Source organism: Micromonospora sp. NPDC051227 (assembly GCF_044455385.1).
Taxonomy (GTDB): domain Bacteria; phylum Actinomycetota; class Actinomycetes; order Mycobacteriales; family Micromonosporaceae; genus Micromonospora.
In genome coordinates, this window is sequence record NZ_JBITET010000003.1 from 315,118 (window position 1) to 333,230 (window position 18,113).

An 18,113-nucleotide genomic window follows, 5' to 3' on the forward strand; every position below is an offset into this window, starting at 1 on the left:
CCGCGCCGGTTGGTGCTACGGGCGGTTTGCGGTAACGCCACCCGGAGTGGCGACGGACGAGCCGTTGGTGTGCGGGGCCTCCGGCGCCGAGTTGGCGACGCGTCGGCCCACCCCTTCGAGCACGTGCTTGCCGATCAGGTTGCCGGCTGGCAACTCGATCGGGTACTCCCCATCGAAACACGCCCGACACAGCCTGGTCTTCGGCTGCTCGGTCGCGGCGATCAGGCCGGGAAGGGAAACGAAGCCCAGCGTGTCGGCGCCGATGGAGCGCCGGATGCCGTCGGTGTCCAACCCGTTGGCCAGCAGCTCCGCCCGGGTGGCGAAGTCGATGCCGTAGAAGCACGGCCAGCTGACCGGCGGGGAGGAGATCCGGACGTGCACCTCCAGCGCCCCTGCCTCACGCAGCATCCGCACGATGGCGCGCTGGGTGTTGCCGCGCACGATCGAGTCGTCCACGACCACCAACCGCTTGCCGCGGACATTTTCCCGCAGCGGGTTGAGCTTGAGCCGGATGCCGAGCTGACGCAGGGTCTGCGACGGCTGGATGAAGGTGCGACCCACGTACGGGTTCTTCATCAGGCCGGCGCCGTACGTGATGCCGGACGCCTCCGCGTACCCGATGGCGGCCGGAGTGCCCGACTCGGGCACCGGGATCACCAGGTCGGCTTCGACCGGGTGCTCCTTGGCCAACTGCCGGCCGATCTGCACCCGCGCCGAGTGGACGTTGCGCCCGGCGATCGTGGCATCCGGGCGGGCGATGTAGACGTACTCGAAGAGGCAGCCCTTCGGCTCCGGCGCGGCGAACCGGGTGGAGCGCAGCCCGTTCTCGTCGATCGCGATCAGCTCGCCCGGCTCGACCTCGCGCACCACGCTGGCGCCGACGATGTCCAGGGCGGCCGTCTCGCTGGCCACGACCCAGCCGCGCTCCAGGCGGCCGAGCACCAGCGGGCGGACGCCGTGCGGATCGCGGGCCGCGTAGAGGGTCGACTCGTCCATGAAGACGAAGCTGAACGCACCGCGCAGCTGCGGCAGCACCTCCAGCGCGGCCGCCTCGACCGACAGGTCCGGTCGGCTGGCGAGCAGCATCGTCACCAGGGAGGTGTCGTTTGTCGAACCGTCCGCGATGAGGCCGCGCTCGGCGACCTCCTTCTCCAGCTCGGCCGTGTTGACCAGATTGCCGTTGTGGGCCAGCGCGATGGTCGTGCCGGACGTGGTAGACCGGATCGTCGGCTGGGCGTTCTCCCAGTTGGATGCGCCGGTGGTGGAGTATCGGGCGTGCCCGATCGCCAGGTGACCGCGCAGGCTCGCCAGGGTGGGCTCGTCGAAGACCTGCGCCACCAGGCCAAGGTCCTTGTAGACCACCACGCCGGAGCCATCGCTCACCGCGATGCCCGCCGCCTCCTGGCCGCGGTGCTGTAGGGCGTAGAGGCCGAAGTAGGTCAGATTGGCAACCTCTTCGCCGGGGGCCCAGACGCCGAAGACGCCGCAGGCATCCTGGGGGCCAGGTCGTTGGGGGTCAAGGTCGTGGCTCAGCCGGCCGTCGCCTCGGGGCACCTACCGCTCCCTCATGCTGGTCTGGACCGGCCGGGCGGGGATCACGGGCGGATCCACTCTCCTCTGCCGGGACCACTGTCGTCGCCTGACAGTGTACGCGAATCGACGTCAATACAGAAAGTCACGATTCCCATGCCCACCGTCACGCTGAGTGGGACAACGGGATGGCTAGAGGGGCAGATAGGCCGAGAGGTCCGCCCGGTTGCCACTCATCTGGACGCGACCGTCGGTGACCGCCTCGGCCCAGCCGACCCTGCCGGTTGCCAGCTCCAACCAGGTGTTCGGGGCCATCTCGACCACGTTTGGTGGATTTCCCCTGGTGTGTCGAGGCCCCGGTACGCACTGGATCGCCCCGTATGGTGGAACGCGCACCTCCACCGATCGGCCGGGGGCGCGCTCCGCGAGGACGGCCAACAGCGACCGGACCGCCTCTCGGAACACCGGCCGTTCGGGTGTACGCCCCTCGTCGAGCGCCGACAACGCGGCCGTAACGGCAGCGGACTTACTGTGCGGAGAGGACACGACGGGACGATACGACCCCCAGGCCAGACACGCGACGCTGGCCCTGGGTCGCGCTCATGCAGTCGGACAAGGCATAGTTGCCGACGGCGTATTCGTACCGTGATGATCCCCGGCCCGGCGCCCCGCCGGTCAGAGGGAAGTCAGCCCGGAAGGCGGTGGACGTGTCAACACACCGACGTGCCTGGAAGCAGCGGGCCGGTGTGGTCGTAGCGCTGGTTGCCGGCGCTCTGCTCGCCGTCCCCGCCACACCAGCCATGGCCGCTCCCAACGTTACAGACGTCTCGGCCTCGCCGAGCAGCGTCGAGGCCGGCAAGACCACGAAGATCAGCTACCGACTCGCCTTCGAAGACGACGCAGGGCCTGCTGACATCAGTTTCAGCTCGAGCAACTCGAAGTTGACCTGCGTTGACGGGTGTTCCCGCGGTCGGGTGACATCCGGCGGCACCTTCGACGCCACCTTCAAGGCTGCGGACGATGCAGCCAACGGCAGCGCCACGATCACCGTCAAGGCGACGGACTCCACCGGGGTCGTGAAGCAGAGCGAAGAGGCGTCGACGACTGTCACGTTGGTCGCCAAGGCAGCGCCGCCGCCGCAGAACCAGACCGTGCGGTCGGTCTCCGGCAAGGTGGTCTCGCAAGCCGACGGCAAGGCCGTGCCGAACGCGTTCGTGGTTCTCCAGGACACCGCCGGTCACCGCTACGACGCGACGAGCGACGGTAGCGGCAACTTCCGGTTCACCGGCACCACCCAGAACCCGATCGCGCCCGGACGGATCGACCTGGGCGCGTCGTTCGACAACATCAAGGCGTTCAAGACCCTGAACGCCAACGCCGGGCAGGCCATCACCGGGCAGCGGCTCAGCCTTGCCATCAAGGTCGAGGTGACGCCCAGCGCCACCCCGTCCGCCACCCCCGAGGCCACGCCCACCGACGAGGCCACCACCGAGGAGGGCACCGAGGAGGAGCCCACCGAGGAGGCCAGCCAGGGTGCGCCGGCGAACGCCGCGAACACCGAGGACAGCGGCGGCATCGGGTCGTACCTGATCATCCTGCTCGGTGGTCTTCTGGTCGCCGCCGGTGTCGGCACGATCGTGCTGCTCTGGATGAAGCGCAGGGAGAACGGCGACGACGACGACGCTCCGGCGGCTGCCGGCGGCGGCGGTGTGGTGCCGCCCTCGCGGGGCGGGTTCCGCGGTCCCGACGACCAGACCCGGGTGGTCGGCGGTCGTCCCGGCGGTGGCGCAGATCCGACCATGGTCGGCGGCGCGGCGCTGAGCGATGCACCGACGATGATGCACCGCCCGGTGGTCGACGACGTTCCGCCGGACCCGTACGGCGCGCCTGCGCAGGCGTACGGCGGCGCGGGTCAGCAGGGCTGGGGCGGCGCCGGATACGGCGAGGAGCCAGCGCCCGCTGGGTACGGTGCCGGCGGTTACGGCAACGCGCCCGCTTCGGGTGGCGGCTACGGCGCTCCGGCGGGCCCAGAGGGCGGCTACGACGCGGCCGGTGACGGCTACGGTGCCGCGCCTGGTTCCGGTGCCGGCTACGGCGGCGCGCCAGCGTCCGCTGGTGGCTACGGCAATGCTCCGGCCTCCGGTGGCGGCTACGGCAGCCGTGATTACGACGCCCCAGGCGGCACCGCCGCCTACCCGCCGGCTCCCGCTGGCGGCGCGGCCTACGGCGAGCGGTTCGACGAGCCGACCGGCCGGTACACCGGCGACAGCACCCAGTACCCGGCCCCGGCCGACCCCTACGCCACCGGCGTCTACCAGCCGGAGCAGGAGCAGGGGTACGGCCAGCCCGATGCCGCCCCGTACGGCGGTCGCGCTGCCGAGCCGACCGCAGGGTACGGCGGCCCGGAGGCTGGCGGGTACGACCAGGGCGGCTACGGTCAACCGGCCGGCGGATACGACCAGGGCGGCACCTACGGCCAAGAGCCTGCGCAGCAGCGCGGCGGCTACGACGACCGGGGCTACGACCAGGGCGGCTACGGCCAGCCGGCCGGCGGATACGACCAGGGCGGCACCTACGGCCAAGAGCCTCCGCAGCAGCGCGGCGGCTACGACCAGGGCGGCTACGGCCAGCCCGCCGGGCGGAACCGACCGGAGACCCCGCCGCCGACCGAGCGCGGCGGTCGGCGCCTCGACTGGCTGGACGACTGACCCCACCACAGCACATGGAAACGGCCACCCGGAGATCCGGGTGGCCGTTTCGCTGCAAGAACGACTCGGCTTTCAGGAAGTCGGACCATCCCGCAGCCCTGGACACCCCGACTTCCTGAAAGCCGAGTTGATCACGCGCTGCGGCCAGGCGGCCAGGCACGGTCGGGCGCGGTCGGGCGCGGACTTGGCGCGGCCGGGCGCGGGCCCGGCGCGGTCAGGCGGCGGAGAAGACGCCCTGGTGGAGCACCGGTACGACGTCGGACACGTCGATCCGAACGGCGACGTCCACGTCCGCGGCGAAGCCGTTCTCGGTCAACTCCCGCCCGGAGACGCTGCCGCGCACTGCGGCGGGCACATCCGGGGTGCTCGCCAGCGCGGCGAGCGCCATGGCCGCCTCCACCGAGAGCCCACCCGGCACGCCGGAGAGGGCATCCAGCACCGAGGCGGCGCCGAGTTGGTCCTCCACCGACGGTCGCAGCGACCCGTCCGGCCACCGCTCTCCCGAGGCGATCACGCCGATCGGGGAGTCCAGCGTGCCGTACCCCTGACGGCGCAGCCAATGCCCGACGGCGCGCGCGTTGCGCAGGCACGCCGCGACCACCGGCAGGCCGGTGGCGCTGGCGGCGGCGCTGATGGCCGAGCCGTTCGGGGAGGGCAGCACGAGGTCCGCCACCACGGGTGCGCTGCTCAGCGCGGCGGGCGAGAGGGACCACGGATATTCCGCCGTCGTCTGCCGCCGCCCGACCGCAGCGGTCGCACCGACCCGGACGGCGTACTCGGCGGCCTGCTCACCCCAGGGGAACGGGTGCACCCGCATGCCCCGGGCCACCGCCACCTCCACGGCGGTGGTGAACGAGAGGACGTCCACCACCACCAGCGCCGCGCAGACCCGGCCGAGTTCCGCCGCCCCGGTCAGCCCCCAGTCGAACCGGGCACCCGATCCGGGTTGGCCGTAGACGGCGGCCGTCAACGCCTCAGCGCTCGTCAGGCGACGGCTCGATGACACCGGAGTCAGACTCGGACGCCCCGCCGGGCTGCTCCGACCCGATCGGCTCGACCGCGCCGGTCTCGGGCGAAGGCCCCGAAGAGGCGATCGGCTCGGAGACCACCTCGGCCGGGTCGATCGGCTCGGCCGGCTCGCCCGGCAGCGGCACGGCCTCAACCGCACCCGCCACATCGGCGGCCGGAGCGGGCACCTCGACGGCCGCCGAGCCCCCGAAGAGGCGCGGCAACGTCTCGGTGTGCGCGGTGCGCAGCTCGTCCAGGCCGATCCGGAACTGGCCGTGCACCTCGAGCGCCCCGCCGGACGGGTCGGTGACGCCGATCAGCTCGAACGGCACACCCCGCTCGGCGCAGAGCGCCGCGAACGCCTTGTCGTGGCCGCGCGGCACCGAGACCAGCGCCCGCGTGGCGGACTCGCTGAACAGGTAGACGAACGGCATCGAGCCCTCGGTGAACTGCTCCGGCACCGCGACCCGGGCACCGACGCCGCGACGCAGGCAGGACTCGACCAGGCTCTGGGCGAGACCGCCGTCGGAGAGGTCGTGCGCGGAGGCCAGGTGGCCGACCCGGGCCGCCTCTGCCAGCAGCTCGGCCAGCGCCTTCTCGCGGAGAAGGTCGACCTGTGGCGGGATGCCACCAAGGTGCTCGTGCGTCACCCAGGCCCACTCCGAGCCGGACAGCTCCACGTTCGTCTCGCCGAGCAGGTAGAGCTGGTCGTGGTCGCCACCGGCGCGCGGCACGAAGCCCATCGGCACCCGGTCGGCGACGTTGTCCAGCACGCCCAGCACGCCGACCACCGGGGTCGGGTGGATGGCCGCCGCACCGGTCTGGTTGTAGAAGCTGACGTTGCCGCCGGTCACCGGGATGCCCAGCTCCAGGCAGCCGTCCGCCAGGCCGCGCACGGCCTCGGCGAACTGCCACATCACGCCCGGGTCCTCCGGGGAGCCGAAGTTGAGGCAGTTGGTCACGGCGATCGGCTTCGCGCCGGTCACCGCCACGTTCCGGTACGCCTCGGCCAGGGCCAGCTTGGTGCCGTTGTACGGGTCCAGTCGGGTGTACCGGCCGTTGCCGTCCACCGACAGCGCCACACCGAGGCCGGTCCGCTCGTCGATCCGGATCACACCGCCGTCCTCCGGCTGGGCGAGCACCGTGTTGCCCAGCACGTAGCGGTCGTACTGCTCGGTGACCCAGGTCTTGTCGGCCAGGTTGGGCGACGCGATCATGCGCAGCACGGTCTCCCGCAGCGCCTCCGGGTCGGCCGGGCGGGGCAGCGTCTCGGCCCGGTCGGCCTGGAGCAGGATCAGGTCGGCCGGCTCACGCATCGGCCGGGCGTAGACCGGGCCGTCGTCGACCAGCGAACCCGGCGGCACGTCGACGACCAGGTGGTCCTGCCAGGTGATCAGCAGTCGACCCGGGCGGCCGTCCGGCTCCGGTGCGGTGACCTCGCCGATCGCGGTGGCGAGGACGCCCCACTTCTCGCAGGTCTTGAGCACCGCGTCGAGCTTGTCCGGCTCGACGACCAGCAGCATCCGCTCCTGCGACTCGCTGGCCAGGATCTCGTGCGGGTCCATCGAGGGCTCGCGCAGTGGAACCCGCTCCAGCCAGACCCGCATGCCGGTGCCGGCGGCGGCTGCGGTCTCGGTGAGCGCGCAGGTCAGGCCGGCGCCGCCGAGATCCTGGATGCCGACCACCAGTTGGCCGTCGTACAGCTCGAGGCACGCCTCGATCAGCAGCTTCTCGGTGAACGGGTCGCCGACCTGCACGGCCGGTCGACGCGCTTCGCTGCCCTCGTCGAAGGTCGCGCTGGCCAGCACCGACACGCCGCCGATGCCGTCCCGGCCGGTCTTGGCGCCCATCAGCACGACAACGTTGCCCGGGCCGGCGGCGGCCTTGTTCTGCAGCCGGGTGACCGGCAGCACGCCCAGGCAGAGCGCGTTGAGCAGCGGGTTGCCCTGGTAGGAGGGGTCGAAGACCAGCTCGCCACCGATGTTGGGCAGGCCCAGGCAGTTGCCGTAGCCGCCCACTCCGGCGACCACGCCGGTGAGCACCCGGGCGGTGTCCGGGTGGTCCGCGGCACCGAAGCGCAGCGGGTCCATCACCGCGACCGGGCGGGCACCCATGGCGAGGATGTCCCGGACGATGCCGCCAACGCCGGTCGCCGCGCCCTGGTACGGCTCGACGAAGCTCGGGTGGTTGTGCGACTCGACCTTGAAGGTCACCGCCAGCTCGTCGGAGATCTGCACGACACCGGCGTTTTCACCGATGCCGGCGAGCAGCCGGTCGCTGTGCGGGGCCTTCTCGCCGAACTGGCGCAGGTGCACCTTGCTCGACTTGTACGAGCAGTGCTCGCTCCACATGATCGAATACATGGCCAGCTCGGACTGCGTGGGCCGGCGGCCGAGGATCTGCCGGATCCGGTCGTACTCGTCGTCACGCAGGCCCAGCTCGGTGTACGGCTGAAGCTCGCCCGGGGTGCCACCGGCGCGCGGCACGGTGTCCACGCCCTCGGTCCAGACGGCGGCGGCCGGCTGGGCGGGAGCGGTCGCCGGTGCGACCGGCTGCGCCGCGCTCGGCTCGACCGGCTGCGCCGGGGCGGAGTACGCCTCCGGTGTGTCCCGTACCGGGTCCGGATGGGTGGTCATGACCTCTCCTCGCTGCGCTCGTGCCCGCCAGGCCGGCGGTTGAGCTGACCGATGATCGTGCCGCCGGTCATGCCGGCGCCCCCACCAGGTGCTTGAGGACCGACGTGAAGAAGCCGAGGCCGTCCAGCGAAGGGCCGGTGAGCGCCTCCACCGCGTGCTCGGGGTGCGGCATGATGCCGACCACGTTGCCGGCGGTGTTGGTGATCGCGGCGATGTCGCGCTGGGACCCGTTGGGGTTGCCGCCGACGTAGCGGGCGACCACCCGACCCTCGGCTTCGAGCTGGTCCAGCGTCGCGGTGTCCGCGACGTAGCAGCCCTCGCCGTTCTTGACCGGGATGAGCACCTCCTGGCCGGGCTGGAACGCGTTGGTCCACGCCGTCCCGGCCGAATCGATGCGCAGGACCTGGTCCCGGTTGCGGAAGTGCAGGTGCTGGTTGCGGGTGAGCGCGCCGGGCAGCAGGTGCGCCTCGCAGAGGATCTGGAAGCCGTTGCAGATGCCGAGCACCGGCAGACCAGCCCGGGCGGCGTCCACGATCGTCTCCATCACCGGGGCGAACCGGGCGATGGCGCCGCACCGCAGGTAGTCACCGTAGGAGAAACCGCCGGGCAGGACGACCGCGTCGACACCGTGCAGCTCCGGGTCGCCGTGCCAGAGCCGGACCGGCTCAGCGCCGGCGATCCGGACGGCCCGGGCCGCGTCCCCGTCGTCGAGCGAGCCGGGGAAGGTGACCACACCGACCCGGGCGGTCACGAGCGGGCGTCCGCAGTCTCGTCGGCCTCGACCAGGCGGACGGTGAAGTCCTCGATGACCGGGTTGGCGAGCAGTTTGTCGGCAATCTCCCGAGCGCGGTCCAGGTCCGGTTCACCGGTGAACTCGATCTCGATCCGCCTGCCGATCCGAACCGAGGCGACGTCACCGACGCCGAGCCGGGGCAGCGCGTTTGCGACGGCCTGGCCCTGCGGATCAAGGATCTCGGGCTTGAGCATGACGTCGACGACGACGCGAGGCACTGGGCACTCCTGACTGTGTACGCAGTTGGGTGCCGACCCACAATGGGCGAGCGCAGCCAGCGTACCTGGCAGATATCGCCGCGGACGCACCGGCCGGGTGCAGTTCAGGCAGTGATCGACATTACTGACGCTCAGTCTGACCTGTCAGGCACGACAGGTGGCCCTAGCAGGACATATACGGCGCAGCGGGTGGCCGAATCGTTACATTGGGCAACGTCGATCAGCTCCTTGATAACGATCGCGTCGCGTCCTACTCTACATCGACGCAAGTCGATTTCGCCGGCTCCGGGAACCCCCCGCCGCCCGGCACCATCCGCACCCCGGCGACCCCGGGCCCGCCCCTCCAAGGAGTCCACCCGATGCGCATCCGCCCCCTGCTCGCCGTACTCAGCACCGCGCTGGTCGGCGCCCTCGGCGTCACGTCCGCCGCGTCCGCCGCCCCCGTTGCCCCCGCCGGCCCACAACCCATCATCGGCGGCGGCACCGTCTCGTCCGCGCCCTGGGCCGCCGCAGTGCTGAGCAACGGCTCGTTCACCTGCTCCGGCAGCGTCATCGCCGCGCAGTGGGTGCTCACCGCTCGGCACTGCATCAGCGGCACCATGTCGGTGCGCGTCGGAAGCGTGAACCGCACCTCCGGTGGGGTCACCCGCACGGTCAGCGCCACCTACACCCGCAACGACCTCGCCCTCATGCGGCTCTCCAGCGCCGTCAGCACCTCCGCGGTGAGCCTGGCCAGCAGCAACCCGCCGATCAACTCGACGAACTCGATCTACGGCTGGGGCATGACCTGCTACAGCGGCTGCTCGGCATCCACCCAGCTGAAGACCGCCACCGTCCGAGTGACCAGCAACAGCGCCACCGACGCGTACGGCGGCCAGGCGATCCGCAGCACCCGGATCAACGGCAACGCCTGGCGCGGTGACTCCGGCGGCCCGCAGTTCTACAACGGTCAGCAGGTCGGCGTCGCCTCCACCGCCGACGGGTCGAGCATCCAGAATTACGGCAGCGTTGCGTACAACCGGGCCTGGATCACCTCGGTGGCCGGTGTCTGACGGTTAGCGCCTCGCTCGGCGCGGATGGCCGGCCGCGTGCCGGTCGTCCGCGCCGCGTCGTTTTGCAGCATCCGATCAGGTGAACAATGCACACGATCGGGTCGCGCCACTCCTGACAGCATCGGAACGTGCTGGTCGTGACGACAGAGCAACTGCCCGGCTACGAGATCCGCCAGATTCTCGGTGAGGTGGTGTCATCGATGGCCAGGACGCGCAACCCGTACCGCGAGGGTGTGAAGAACCTGCGCGGTGGCGCGTACGACCCGATGGCCCCGGACAACCTGACCCGGTGGCGCACCGACTCGGTGGCCCGCCTCGGCGAGGAGGCCCTGCGGCTCGGCGCGAACGCGGTCATCGGCATGCGGTTCGACAGCCGAGACTGTGGCGAGATGTGGATGGAAATCTGCGCGTACGGGACGGCCGTGGTCGCCGTACCCAAGATGCCCGAGGTCATGCCGGCCGACCAGCCGGCGGTCGCCGCGGAGACCGCGGAGCCCGCGGGCTTCGCCGAGGCGCTTGGCGGCATCGCCGAACCGGCCAGCGCCCCCAACCTCAGAACCGCCGCCGAAACCCCAACCGGCGAATAACCCCACCGGGCCCGCCACCCCTGTTGATCAAGAGGTTTCGGTCATCAGGGAGATCGAAGATGACGCGAAGCTCTTGATCACCCGGAGGGGCGGGGTTAGAGCTAGAGGATGGGGGGTGGGCTGTAGGTGGCGGCGTGGGGGTGGGCTTCCACCACGGCCGTGATGCGGCTGGTTACCGCTGCCACCTGGGCTTGGGCGGCGCCCACGAAGGCGTTGCGGTCGGCGACCAGGGTGTCGATGTCGGCGCGGGACAGGCCGAGTCGGCCGTCCGCCGCCAGGCGGTCGAAGAGGTCGTTCTCCGGTGAGCCCTTCTCGCGCATCGCCAGGGCCACCGCCACCGCGTGCTCCTTGATCACCTCGTGGGCGACCTCCCGGCCGACGCCCCGCCGGACCGCCGCGACCAGGATCTTCGTGGTGGCCAGGAACGGCAGGAAACGCTCCAGCTCCCGGTTGATCACTGCCGGGTACGAGCCGAACTCGTCGAGCACTGTGAGGAACGTCTGGAACAGCCCGTCGGCGGCGAAGAACGCGTCCGGCAGTGCCACCCGGCGGACCACCGAGCAGGACACGTCCCCCTCGTTCCACTGGTCACCGGCCAGCTCGCCGACCATCGACAGGTAACCCCGGATGATCACGGCGAAGCCGTTCACCCGCTCCGAGGAGCGGGTGTTCATCTTGTGCGGCATCGCGCTGGAACCGACCTGACCCGGCTTGAAGCCCTCGGTCGCCAGCTCCTGACCCACCATCAACCGGATCGTGGTGGCCAGCGACGACGGCGCGGCGGCCGTCTGGGCCAGCGCGGCCAGCACGTCGAAGTCCAGCGAGCGCGGGTAGACCTGCCCGACGCTGTCCAGCACCCGGGAGAAGCCCAGGTGCTCGGCGACCCGTCGCTCCAGCTCGGCCACCTTGTCGGCGTCGCCGTCGAAGAGGTCGAGCTGGTCGGCGGCCGTGCCGACCGGTCCCTTGATCCCCCGCAGCGGGTAGCGGGCGATCAGCTCCTCCAGCCGCTCGTACGCGATCAGCAGCTCCTCCGCCGCCGACGCGAAGCGCTTGCCCAACGTGGTGGCCTGCGCCGCCACGTTGTGCGATCGGCCGGTCATGACCAGTTCGGAGTGCTCGTGGGCCAGCCAGGCCAACCGGGCCAGGGTGGCCACCACCCGGTCCCGGATCAGCTCCAGCGAGGCGCGCACCTGGAGCTGCTCGACGTTCTCGGTGAGGTCCCGGGAGGTCATCCCCTTGTGCACGTGCTCGTGCCCGGCGAGCGCGCTGAACTCCTCGATCCGGGCCTTCACGTCGTGCCGGGTGACCCGCTCCCGCTCGGCGATCGAGGCGAGGTCGACCTGGTCGAGCACCCGCTCGTACGCCTCGACCACGCCGTCCGGCACCGGCACGCCCAGATCGCGCTGAGCGCGGAGAACGGCGAGCCAGAGCCGCCGCTCCATTCGGACCTTCTCCTCCGGGGACCAGAGGGCGACCAGTTCGGGCGAGGCGTACCGGTTGGCCAGCACGTTGGGGATCGTCGTCACGTGCCTCATTCTCTCCTACCCGGCGGCCGGTGCGGCCGGCAGGCCAGGGCGGGTGCCGGTGGGGCCAGTGGCCGTTTTGTCGCCCGGGGCGGCACAGCTACCAGCCGGTATCGGATCATAATCTCCATCTGATCTCCGGCGAAGCCGAATCTCTTTTTCACGACAAAGGGCATGCATGCGTAGAAGATCCCTCGCCGGCCTCACCGCGATCGCGGTGACCGGCGGCAGTCTGCTGGCCACCGGCGCACCCGCCCAGGCAGACGACCCTGTGATGATGCTGTACGTCAAGCAGGCCGACGCGAACTGCTCCGACCAGGGGCCCGGCTCCGACGACACGCCGTTCTGCACGATCGGTGCCGCAGCCGCCGTGGTGACCGCCCCCGGGGCGGTCCTTATCGAAGGCGGCACCTACGCCGAGCGCGTCACCGTCACCAGCTCTGGCGTACCAGAGGCGCGGATCGCCTTCACGGCCTGGAACGCCCGCACACCGGTGACGCTTGTCGGCCCGAACGCGGGCCTGGTCATCGACGGCCAGCACGACATCCAGATTGAGAACATCAATGTCAGCGGGTCAACCGACGTACCCGCCCTCGATCTGCGTAACGCCTCGAACATCATGATCGCGGGCGGCACATTCACGATGGCGAACGTCGCGACCGCGCCCGCCATCCGACTCGCCAATGTGAGGGTGGCGGCGCTGGAACAGCTCACCGTCAGCGGGACGGCGCTGGCCGGCGGCCTGACCATGGATGCGTCCACCAGCGAGGTGCTCGTCGAGGACGCACTGGTGGCGACCGACCCGAAACACGTCGCGGCCGATGGCGGCGTGGGCATTCGAGTCGACGGGCCACAGAACACGATCATCGACGGCGACGTCGCCGGCTTCTCCGGAGCTGCCATCTCGGTGGGCCCTGCCGCCGCCGGGACGGTGATCGCCAACAACCGGATCGGGGGCGGGATCGGGTACGGCATCCACAACCGTGGAGCCGTGGGCACGGCCATCGCCAACAACGAGATCCAGGACCGCTGCCTGGGCGGCATCCGGGTCGACGGGGCGTCGTCCCAGGTTTCGGTGCAGAACAACGTGCTCCGCAACAACGCCGCCTTCACCCAGGGCTATTGCGACCCGCAGGCGCCCGAGGGCGCTGAGATCGCGGTCCACGACGCCGCGCTGAGCGGCACGGTGATCGATTACAACAACACCTGGCACCAGTCCGCGTCCGCGACCGGCTACTCGTGGAACGGAACCAGGATGGGTCTCACCCAGTTCCGCACCGTCTCCGGGCAGGCCGCACACGACCGGTACACGTCGGATGTCCGGGAGAATGTCGACTCGGCGAACTCGACGGCACCCGGCTACCAGGAGCTTGACACCAACGGCAAGCCACGCCGGGACGATCCGGCCGTGCCGAACACCGGCGCCGGCCCGATCGCGTACGCCGACCGTGGCACCACGGAGTCCATCAAACACCCGGTGTCGTCCTTCGACGCCACAGTGGACCTCGCCACGAGCACGGTCAGGGTGGACGCCTCCGCCTCGACACCGGGCTTCGTCCCGATCCGTGATTACGACGTCAGCTGGGGCGACGGAACCTCCACCCGCCACTCCAGTCCGATCGCCACGCACAAGTACGCCAAGCCGGCCACCTACAACGTCACCGTCAGCCCCATCGGAACCGACGGCCTGAGCGGCAGCAGCACCGAGCAGGTCAGCGTGCTGCGGCGGACCGCTTCCGTGGGCCTGCTCGCGATGTCGAACCGTCGCTACGTGGCCACGTCCGCGTCGGTTCTCCTGCCGAACCAGGCCGGGTTGACCGCTGCCGCGCAGTACGACCTGGGGGACGCCGGCAACGGCCAGGTGGCCCTCGTCGCGCGGTCGAACGGCCGCTACGTCACGCAGTCGGCCAACGAGTCCCTGAACGCCGCGGGCCAGGTGGTCGGCACGCCGGAGAAGTTCACTGTCGTCCGCAACAGTGACGGCACCGTCAGCCTCAAGGCGAGCAACAACCTGTACGTCACCGCCGACGCCAGCGGCACCGTCTCGATGAGCGCCAGCCGGTCCACCATCAGCGCCTCGGAGAAGTTCGCCCAGGTTCCGGTCGCCGACGCGAACAGGTCGCTGAAGGCCAGCGTGAACGGCCGCTTCGTGATGGCCGACGGTGCCGGTGTGAAGCCGCTGATCGCGAGCGCGGCGACCGTCGGCAGCTGGGAGCGGTTCGACATCGCCGACCTCGGTAGCGGTCAGATCGCCCTCTTCGCCCGCGTCAACAGCCGCTTCGTTTCCGCCGACGGCGCGGGCACCAAGCCGCTGATCGCCAACGGCCCGGCCGTCAGCACCTGGGAACGGTTCACCATGGTCCGCAACAGCGACGGCACTGTCAGCTTCAAGGCCGGCATCAACAGCAAGTACGTCAGCGCCGACGGCGCGGGTAGCAAGCCGCTGATCGCCAACGGCCCAGCCGTCAGCACCTGGGAGAAGTTCACCCTCGGCTGAGCCGGCCCGACCGATCGACGCCCGCCGGAACCTCAGGGTCCGGCGGGCGTCGTCGTGCGAGGGCCGGTCAGCGCAGCTCGTAGACCGTCACGCTGCCGGAGACGAGGCGTACCTGGGCCAGCCCGGCCAACGCGGGCGACACCTCGCCGGCCCGGGTGTCGGCGAACAGCCACCGGACCCGGTAGTCGGCGCGCAGCCGGTCCAGGTCGGCCGTGGTGGGTGCCCGGAACACCCTCTCGTTCAGCGCGAACCGGGCCGGGTCCGGCGGATCCTGCCGTACGTATCCGAGACCCCGCCGTCCGTTGGCGGCCAGGGCGGCATCGGTGTAGCCCCAGCTCTCCACCACCGTCCGGTGCCCACCCAGCCCGGTCACCCAGTAGGCGCGGGCGTCGCAGTGCGCGGTGGTCGGCACCGGGCGGCAGTGCACGTTGGTGGCCACCACGTCGTCGGCCGCCGCGTGCTCGTCCAGCCACAGCGCGGCCCGCATCTCCGCCGCCGTCACCGTGGACGGCTGCGCGACAGACGCGGGCAGCCCCGGTGCGACCTGGACGTACCGGACGGCTCCGTCGACGCCCCGGGCGACGCTCGCGCCCAGCAGCGCCGCCGTGACGCCGGCCAACGCCACCGCCACGGTCCGCCGCCGCCCGCCGCCGTCGGGGCCACCCAGCAGCGCACGGACTCCGATCGCGACGAGCGCGGCCAGTAGGAGAAGGACCGCGAGCCGCAGGTACGACCGGCCGAGGACGCCCATCCAACCGGCCATGGTCGCGGCCGGCCGGGGCATCATGGGCACAAGGAGGTACGACGCCACGCCGAGCACCGCGGCGGACACCGCCACCGGCCAGGGCGGCCGGACGAGGGTGAGCAGCCACACGGTCAGCACGGCGCCGAACGGGAGCACGTCCAACCAGAAGTAGACCTGGCTCAACGACGGATGGTGCAGGGTCCAGATGCCGCCCGCGCCGGCGAGCACCGCCCCCGACAGCAGCCAGGGTGCCGGATCGGCACGGCGTGGCCCGGCGAGGACCAGCATGCCGATCAGCCGGGGCAACTGCACCAGCAGCCACCAGCCGAGCAGGACGAATGTCAGCAGCCAACCGGACGCCCCCGCCCTGCTCAGACCGAACGGCAGCAGCCCGCCGCCGCGCACCCCGTCGCCCGCGCCGATGGTCTCCCGGTACTGCGGCATCGCGTGCAGGAACGCGAACGCCTGTGGGGCGAGGGTGCCCGCTCCGCCGCCGGCGAAGAGGAGATAGCCGACGCCCATCGGCACCACCAGACAGAGCAGGGTTGCGAGCGCCGGCCAGGGCACCCGCCCGCGCTGCTGCCACCAGGTGGCGGCGACGGCCACGGCGACGCCGGCGATCAGCGGCGGCAGCGCACTGGACTTGGCGCCGGCGCAGGCCAGCCCGAGTGCCGGCAGCAACGCCCAGGCCACGCCCAGCGGTCGCCCGCGTACGGCGTCGACGCAGATGCCGGCGAGCAGCACCAGCAGTGGCAGGACGTACGTCTGTGACGGGCTGGAGAAGGAGAATGCGAAGGCGCCGTCCGCGATGGCCGAGTTGACGGCCACCGGCATGCCGAGGCCAGCCGCCGCGCCCGCCACCGGGCCCGCCCACCAGCGGCCGGTCAGGTCCCGGGCCAGGCCGGCGGTGACCAGCACGCTGACAACGGCGACCGGCGCCAGCCACAGCCGTAGCAGGACCGTCGCGGGTGGAATACCGGTGATCATGCTGCCGGCGGCCATGTGCGCGTCGGACAGGTAGTGGTAGCGCAGCGGCTCGCCGGCCAGCTGCGGCAGTTGGAAGGGTAGGTCCCGGGTCAGCTCTTGGACCAGCGACAGGTGGTAGAGCAGATCCTGGTAGTAGCTGTGGTTCACCGGCGGGAGCGGCACCAGACGCCACTGCGCGACGGCCCACAGCAACACGAGTAGCAGCACAGCGACGACAGACCAGTGCCAGGCGAGAGGGAGCGGCCGGCGGGCCCCGACCCGCCAGTGCCGACGTAGCCGGGGAACGGCCAGGAAGGCGAGTACGAGGGGCACCGGCCACCATCGCAGCAGGTGCTGCTGACCGGTGGCCGCGGCGGCGACCCAGGCACCGAGTTCGAGGAGCAGGCCGGTGGCCGCGCCGAAGCCCAGGTCCTCCGGCAGGTTGCCGCGGCCACCGCGTACCGCCCGGTGCACCAGGGTGCCGGGTAACACCAGGGCCAACGACCAGTACGCCACGTAGCGGAGCACGTCGACGGCGGGAACGTCGGTGTACGACCAGGCGGCCGGCATCGCGGCGAGGAGCACCGCCCAGGGCAGGGCCGCGACCACGGCGGACCGGAGTGACCGGGCGAGTCGTCGGTCCGGCTGCGGCGCGGGCGCTGAGGCGGGTCGGTCCACCAACCCGAGCGAGTCAGGCACCGGCGCTACCCACCGGTGCGGCGGGAAACGGGGAGGCCAGCTCGGTGTCCGCCGAGTCGGCCCCGACGTGGTACGTCGGTCGACCCTGCACTGTCGCGTAGATCCGCCCGACGTACTCGCCGAGCAGGCCGAGACAGACCAGTTGCACGCCACCGAGGAGCAGGACCGCCACGAAGGTCGACGTCCAGCCCGGGATGGTCAGACCGCGCACGTACGCCACGACGCCGAAGCCGATGAGGCCGAGACAGGCCAGGAAGCTGATCGCTCCCAGCCAGGTGGCGAGACGCAGCGGCGCTGCGGAGAAGTTGGCGATGCTGTCCCAGGCGAGCGCGATCATCCGGGGCAGTGGATATTTCGTCTCGCCCGCCGCCCGAACCTCTCGGGAGTAGCGCACCTCCGCGCTGGCGAAGCCGAGCGCGGGTACCAGCAGCCGGTAGACCGGGGTGCGTTCGGGCAGCTGACGCAGGGTCTCGATCACCTCCCGGCTCACCAGCCGGAAGTCGCCGGCCTGGGCGGGCACCTCGGCGCCGACGAGCCGCCGCATCAGTTGGTAGTAGAGCTGCGCGCTGCGCCGTTTGAACACGGTGTCCGAGCTGCGGTCGGCGCGTACGCCGTACACCACGTCGACGCCCTGCTCACGGGCCACCCTCAGCATCTCGGCGACCGTCTCCGGCGGGTCCTGCAGGTCGGCGTCCAGGCTGACCACCCACTGCCCACGGGCGCGGTACAGCCCGGCGGTCAACGCCGCTTGGTGTCCACTGTTGCGGCGCAACTGGAGCAGGCGCAGTTGCGGCCAGCTCCGCGCATGGGTGAAGAGCACTGAGACGGTGTCGTCCCGGCTGCCGTCGTCGACGGCCACCACCTCGTACTCGACGCTGAGCGCGTCGAGGGCCGGACGCAGCCGGTCGATCAGGGCCGGGATGACCGCGGCCTCGTTGTACATCGGAATGACGACAGACAGCACCAACACTTACCGGCCCCGTTCCGGACGCAGGTGGCATCGAACGCACCTCGTTCGGGGGTGCGGACGGTCACCGTTACCCGACAACCTCACGGGCGGTCAGCCACCCGTTGAACAGGACGTGAACGTCTACCTGTCGGCCGCTTCGATCCGCTGCGACCAGGGCGGTCACGAGGCGGCTGGCCGTTTT

13 protein-coding genes are annotated in these 18,113 nt (G+C 71.2%); 4 read left to right on the plus strand and 9 right to left on the minus strand.

Translation table 11 applies throughout. From position 1 onward, the window contains the following. Nucleotides 1-15 precede the first annotated feature (15 nt). Both purF and ACIA47_RS09485 read right to left on the minus strand, forming a co-directional pair. Nucleotides 16-1,554 carry an amidophosphoribosyltransferase gene (purF, locus tag ACIA47_RS09480; protein WP_203123406.1) on the minus strand — a complete coding sequence of 513 codons (1,539 nt, stop codon included), beginning with the start codon at nt 1,552-1,554 and terminating at the stop codon, nt 16-18. 168 nt (nt 1,555-1,722) lie between these two features. Continuing rightward, entirely contained in the window at nt 1,723-2,076 is a 354-nt protein-coding gene (locus ACIA47_RS09485) for a sterol carrier family protein (RefSeq protein ID WP_030332202.1), read from the minus strand. A gap of 161 nt (nt 2,077-2,237) precedes the next feature. Between ACIA47_RS09485 and ACIA47_RS09490 the strand changes: the two genes are divergently transcribed. Beyond that, nucleotides 2,238-4,238, plus strand: coding sequence for a hypothetical protein (locus ACIA47_RS09490; protein ID WP_396706817.1), 2,001 nt, complete (start codon nt 2,238-2,240; stop codon nt 4,236-4,238). 214 nt (nt 4,239-4,452) lie between these two features. Here ACIA47_RS09490 and ACIA47_RS09495 read toward each other — a convergent pair whose 3' ends face one another. From ACIA47_RS09495 to purS, 4 genes are all read right to left on the minus strand, one after another. Further along, nucleotides 4,453-5,208 carry a 2-phosphosulfolactate phosphatase gene (locus ACIA47_RS09495; RefSeq protein WP_396707345.1) on the minus strand — a complete coding sequence of 252 codons (756 nt, stop codon included), beginning with the start codon at nt 5,206-5,208 and terminating at the stop codon, nt 4,453-4,455. Nucleotides 5,209-5,212: 4 nt separating this feature from the next. Further along, complete coding sequence (purL, locus tag ACIA47_RS09500) at nt 5,213-7,882, minus strand: phosphoribosylformylglycinamidine synthase subunit PurL (protein ID WP_396706819.1); 2,670 nt, start codon at nt 7,880-7,882, stop codon at nt 5,213-5,215. Between the two features lie 67 nt (nt 7,883-7,949). Next, the gene (purQ, locus tag ACIA47_RS09505) at nt 7,950-8,633 is read right to left on the minus strand and encodes a phosphoribosylformylglycinamidine synthase subunit PurQ (RefSeq protein ID WP_396706821.1); all 684 of its coding nucleotides are present in this window, start codon (nt 8,631-8,633) and stop codon (nt 7,950-7,952) included. Continuing rightward, nucleotides 8,630-8,893, minus strand: coding sequence for a phosphoribosylformylglycinamidine synthase subunit PurS (purS, locus tag ACIA47_RS09510; protein ID WP_030491392.1), 264 nt, complete (start codon nt 8,891-8,893; stop codon nt 8,630-8,632). The genes purQ and purS overlap by 4 nt, the downstream gene beginning before the upstream one ends. Nucleotides 8,894-9,252: 359 nt before the next feature. Between purS and ACIA47_RS09515 the strand changes: the two genes are divergently transcribed. Both ACIA47_RS09515 and ACIA47_RS09520 read left to right on the plus strand, forming a co-directional pair. Then, on the plus strand, nt 9,253-9,945 hold the full coding sequence (locus ACIA47_RS09515) for a trypsin-like serine protease (RefSeq protein ID WP_203126307.1): 693 nt from the start codon (nt 9,253-9,255) through the stop codon (nt 9,943-9,945). Between the two features lie 128 nt (nt 9,946-10,073). Beyond that, on the plus strand, nt 10,074-10,532 hold the full coding sequence (locus ACIA47_RS09520) for a YbjQ family protein (protein WP_396706824.1): 459 nt from the start codon (nt 10,074-10,076) through the stop codon (nt 10,530-10,532). 101 nt (nt 10,533-10,633) lie between these two features. Here the strand turns inward: ACIA47_RS09520 and purB are convergent, their stop codons facing one another. Next, entirely contained in the window at nt 10,634-12,058 is a 1,425-nt protein-coding gene (gene purB, locus ACIA47_RS09525; RefSeq protein ID WP_396706826.1) for an adenylosuccinate lyase, read from the minus strand. Between the two features lie 175 nt (nt 12,059-12,233). On the opposite strand from purB, the gene ACIA47_RS09530 reads away from it, so the two are divergent. Further along, entirely contained in the window at nt 12,234-14,552 is a 2,319-nt protein-coding gene (locus tag ACIA47_RS09530) for a right-handed parallel beta-helix repeat-containing protein (protein WP_396706828.1), read from the plus strand. Between the two features lie 67 nt (nt 14,553-14,619). On the opposite strand, the gene ACIA47_RS09535 is transcribed toward ACIA47_RS09530, so the two are convergent. Further along, on the minus strand, nt 14,620-16,962 hold the full coding sequence (locus tag ACIA47_RS09535; protein WP_396706830.1) for a hypothetical protein: 2,343 nt from the start codon (nt 16,960-16,962) through the stop codon (nt 14,620-14,622). Continuing rightward, the gene (locus ACIA47_RS09540; protein WP_396706832.1) at nt 16,955-17,932 is read right to left on the minus strand and encodes a glycosyltransferase family 2 protein; all 978 of its coding nucleotides are present in this window, start codon (nt 17,930-17,932) and stop codon (nt 16,955-16,957) included. Before ACIA47_RS09540 ends, ACIA47_RS09535 begins: the two co-directional genes overlap by 8 nt. Nucleotides 17,933-18,113: the final 181 nt, after the last annotated feature.

What these genes read in the sequence shown, in the direction of transcription:
- purL (WP_396706819.1), bottom strand. Translation starts at nt 7,882, where the DNA reads ATGACCACCCATCCGGACCCGGTACGGGACACACCGGAGGCGTACTCC.
- ACIA47_RS09515 (WP_203126307.1), top strand. Translation starts at nt 9,253, where the DNA reads ATGCGCATCCGCCCCCTGCTCGCCGTACTCAGCACCGCGCTGGTCGGC.
- ACIA47_RS09530 (WP_396706828.1), top strand. Translation starts at nt 12,234, where the DNA reads ATGCGTAGAAGATCCCTCGCCGGCCTCACCGCGATCGCGGTGACCGGC.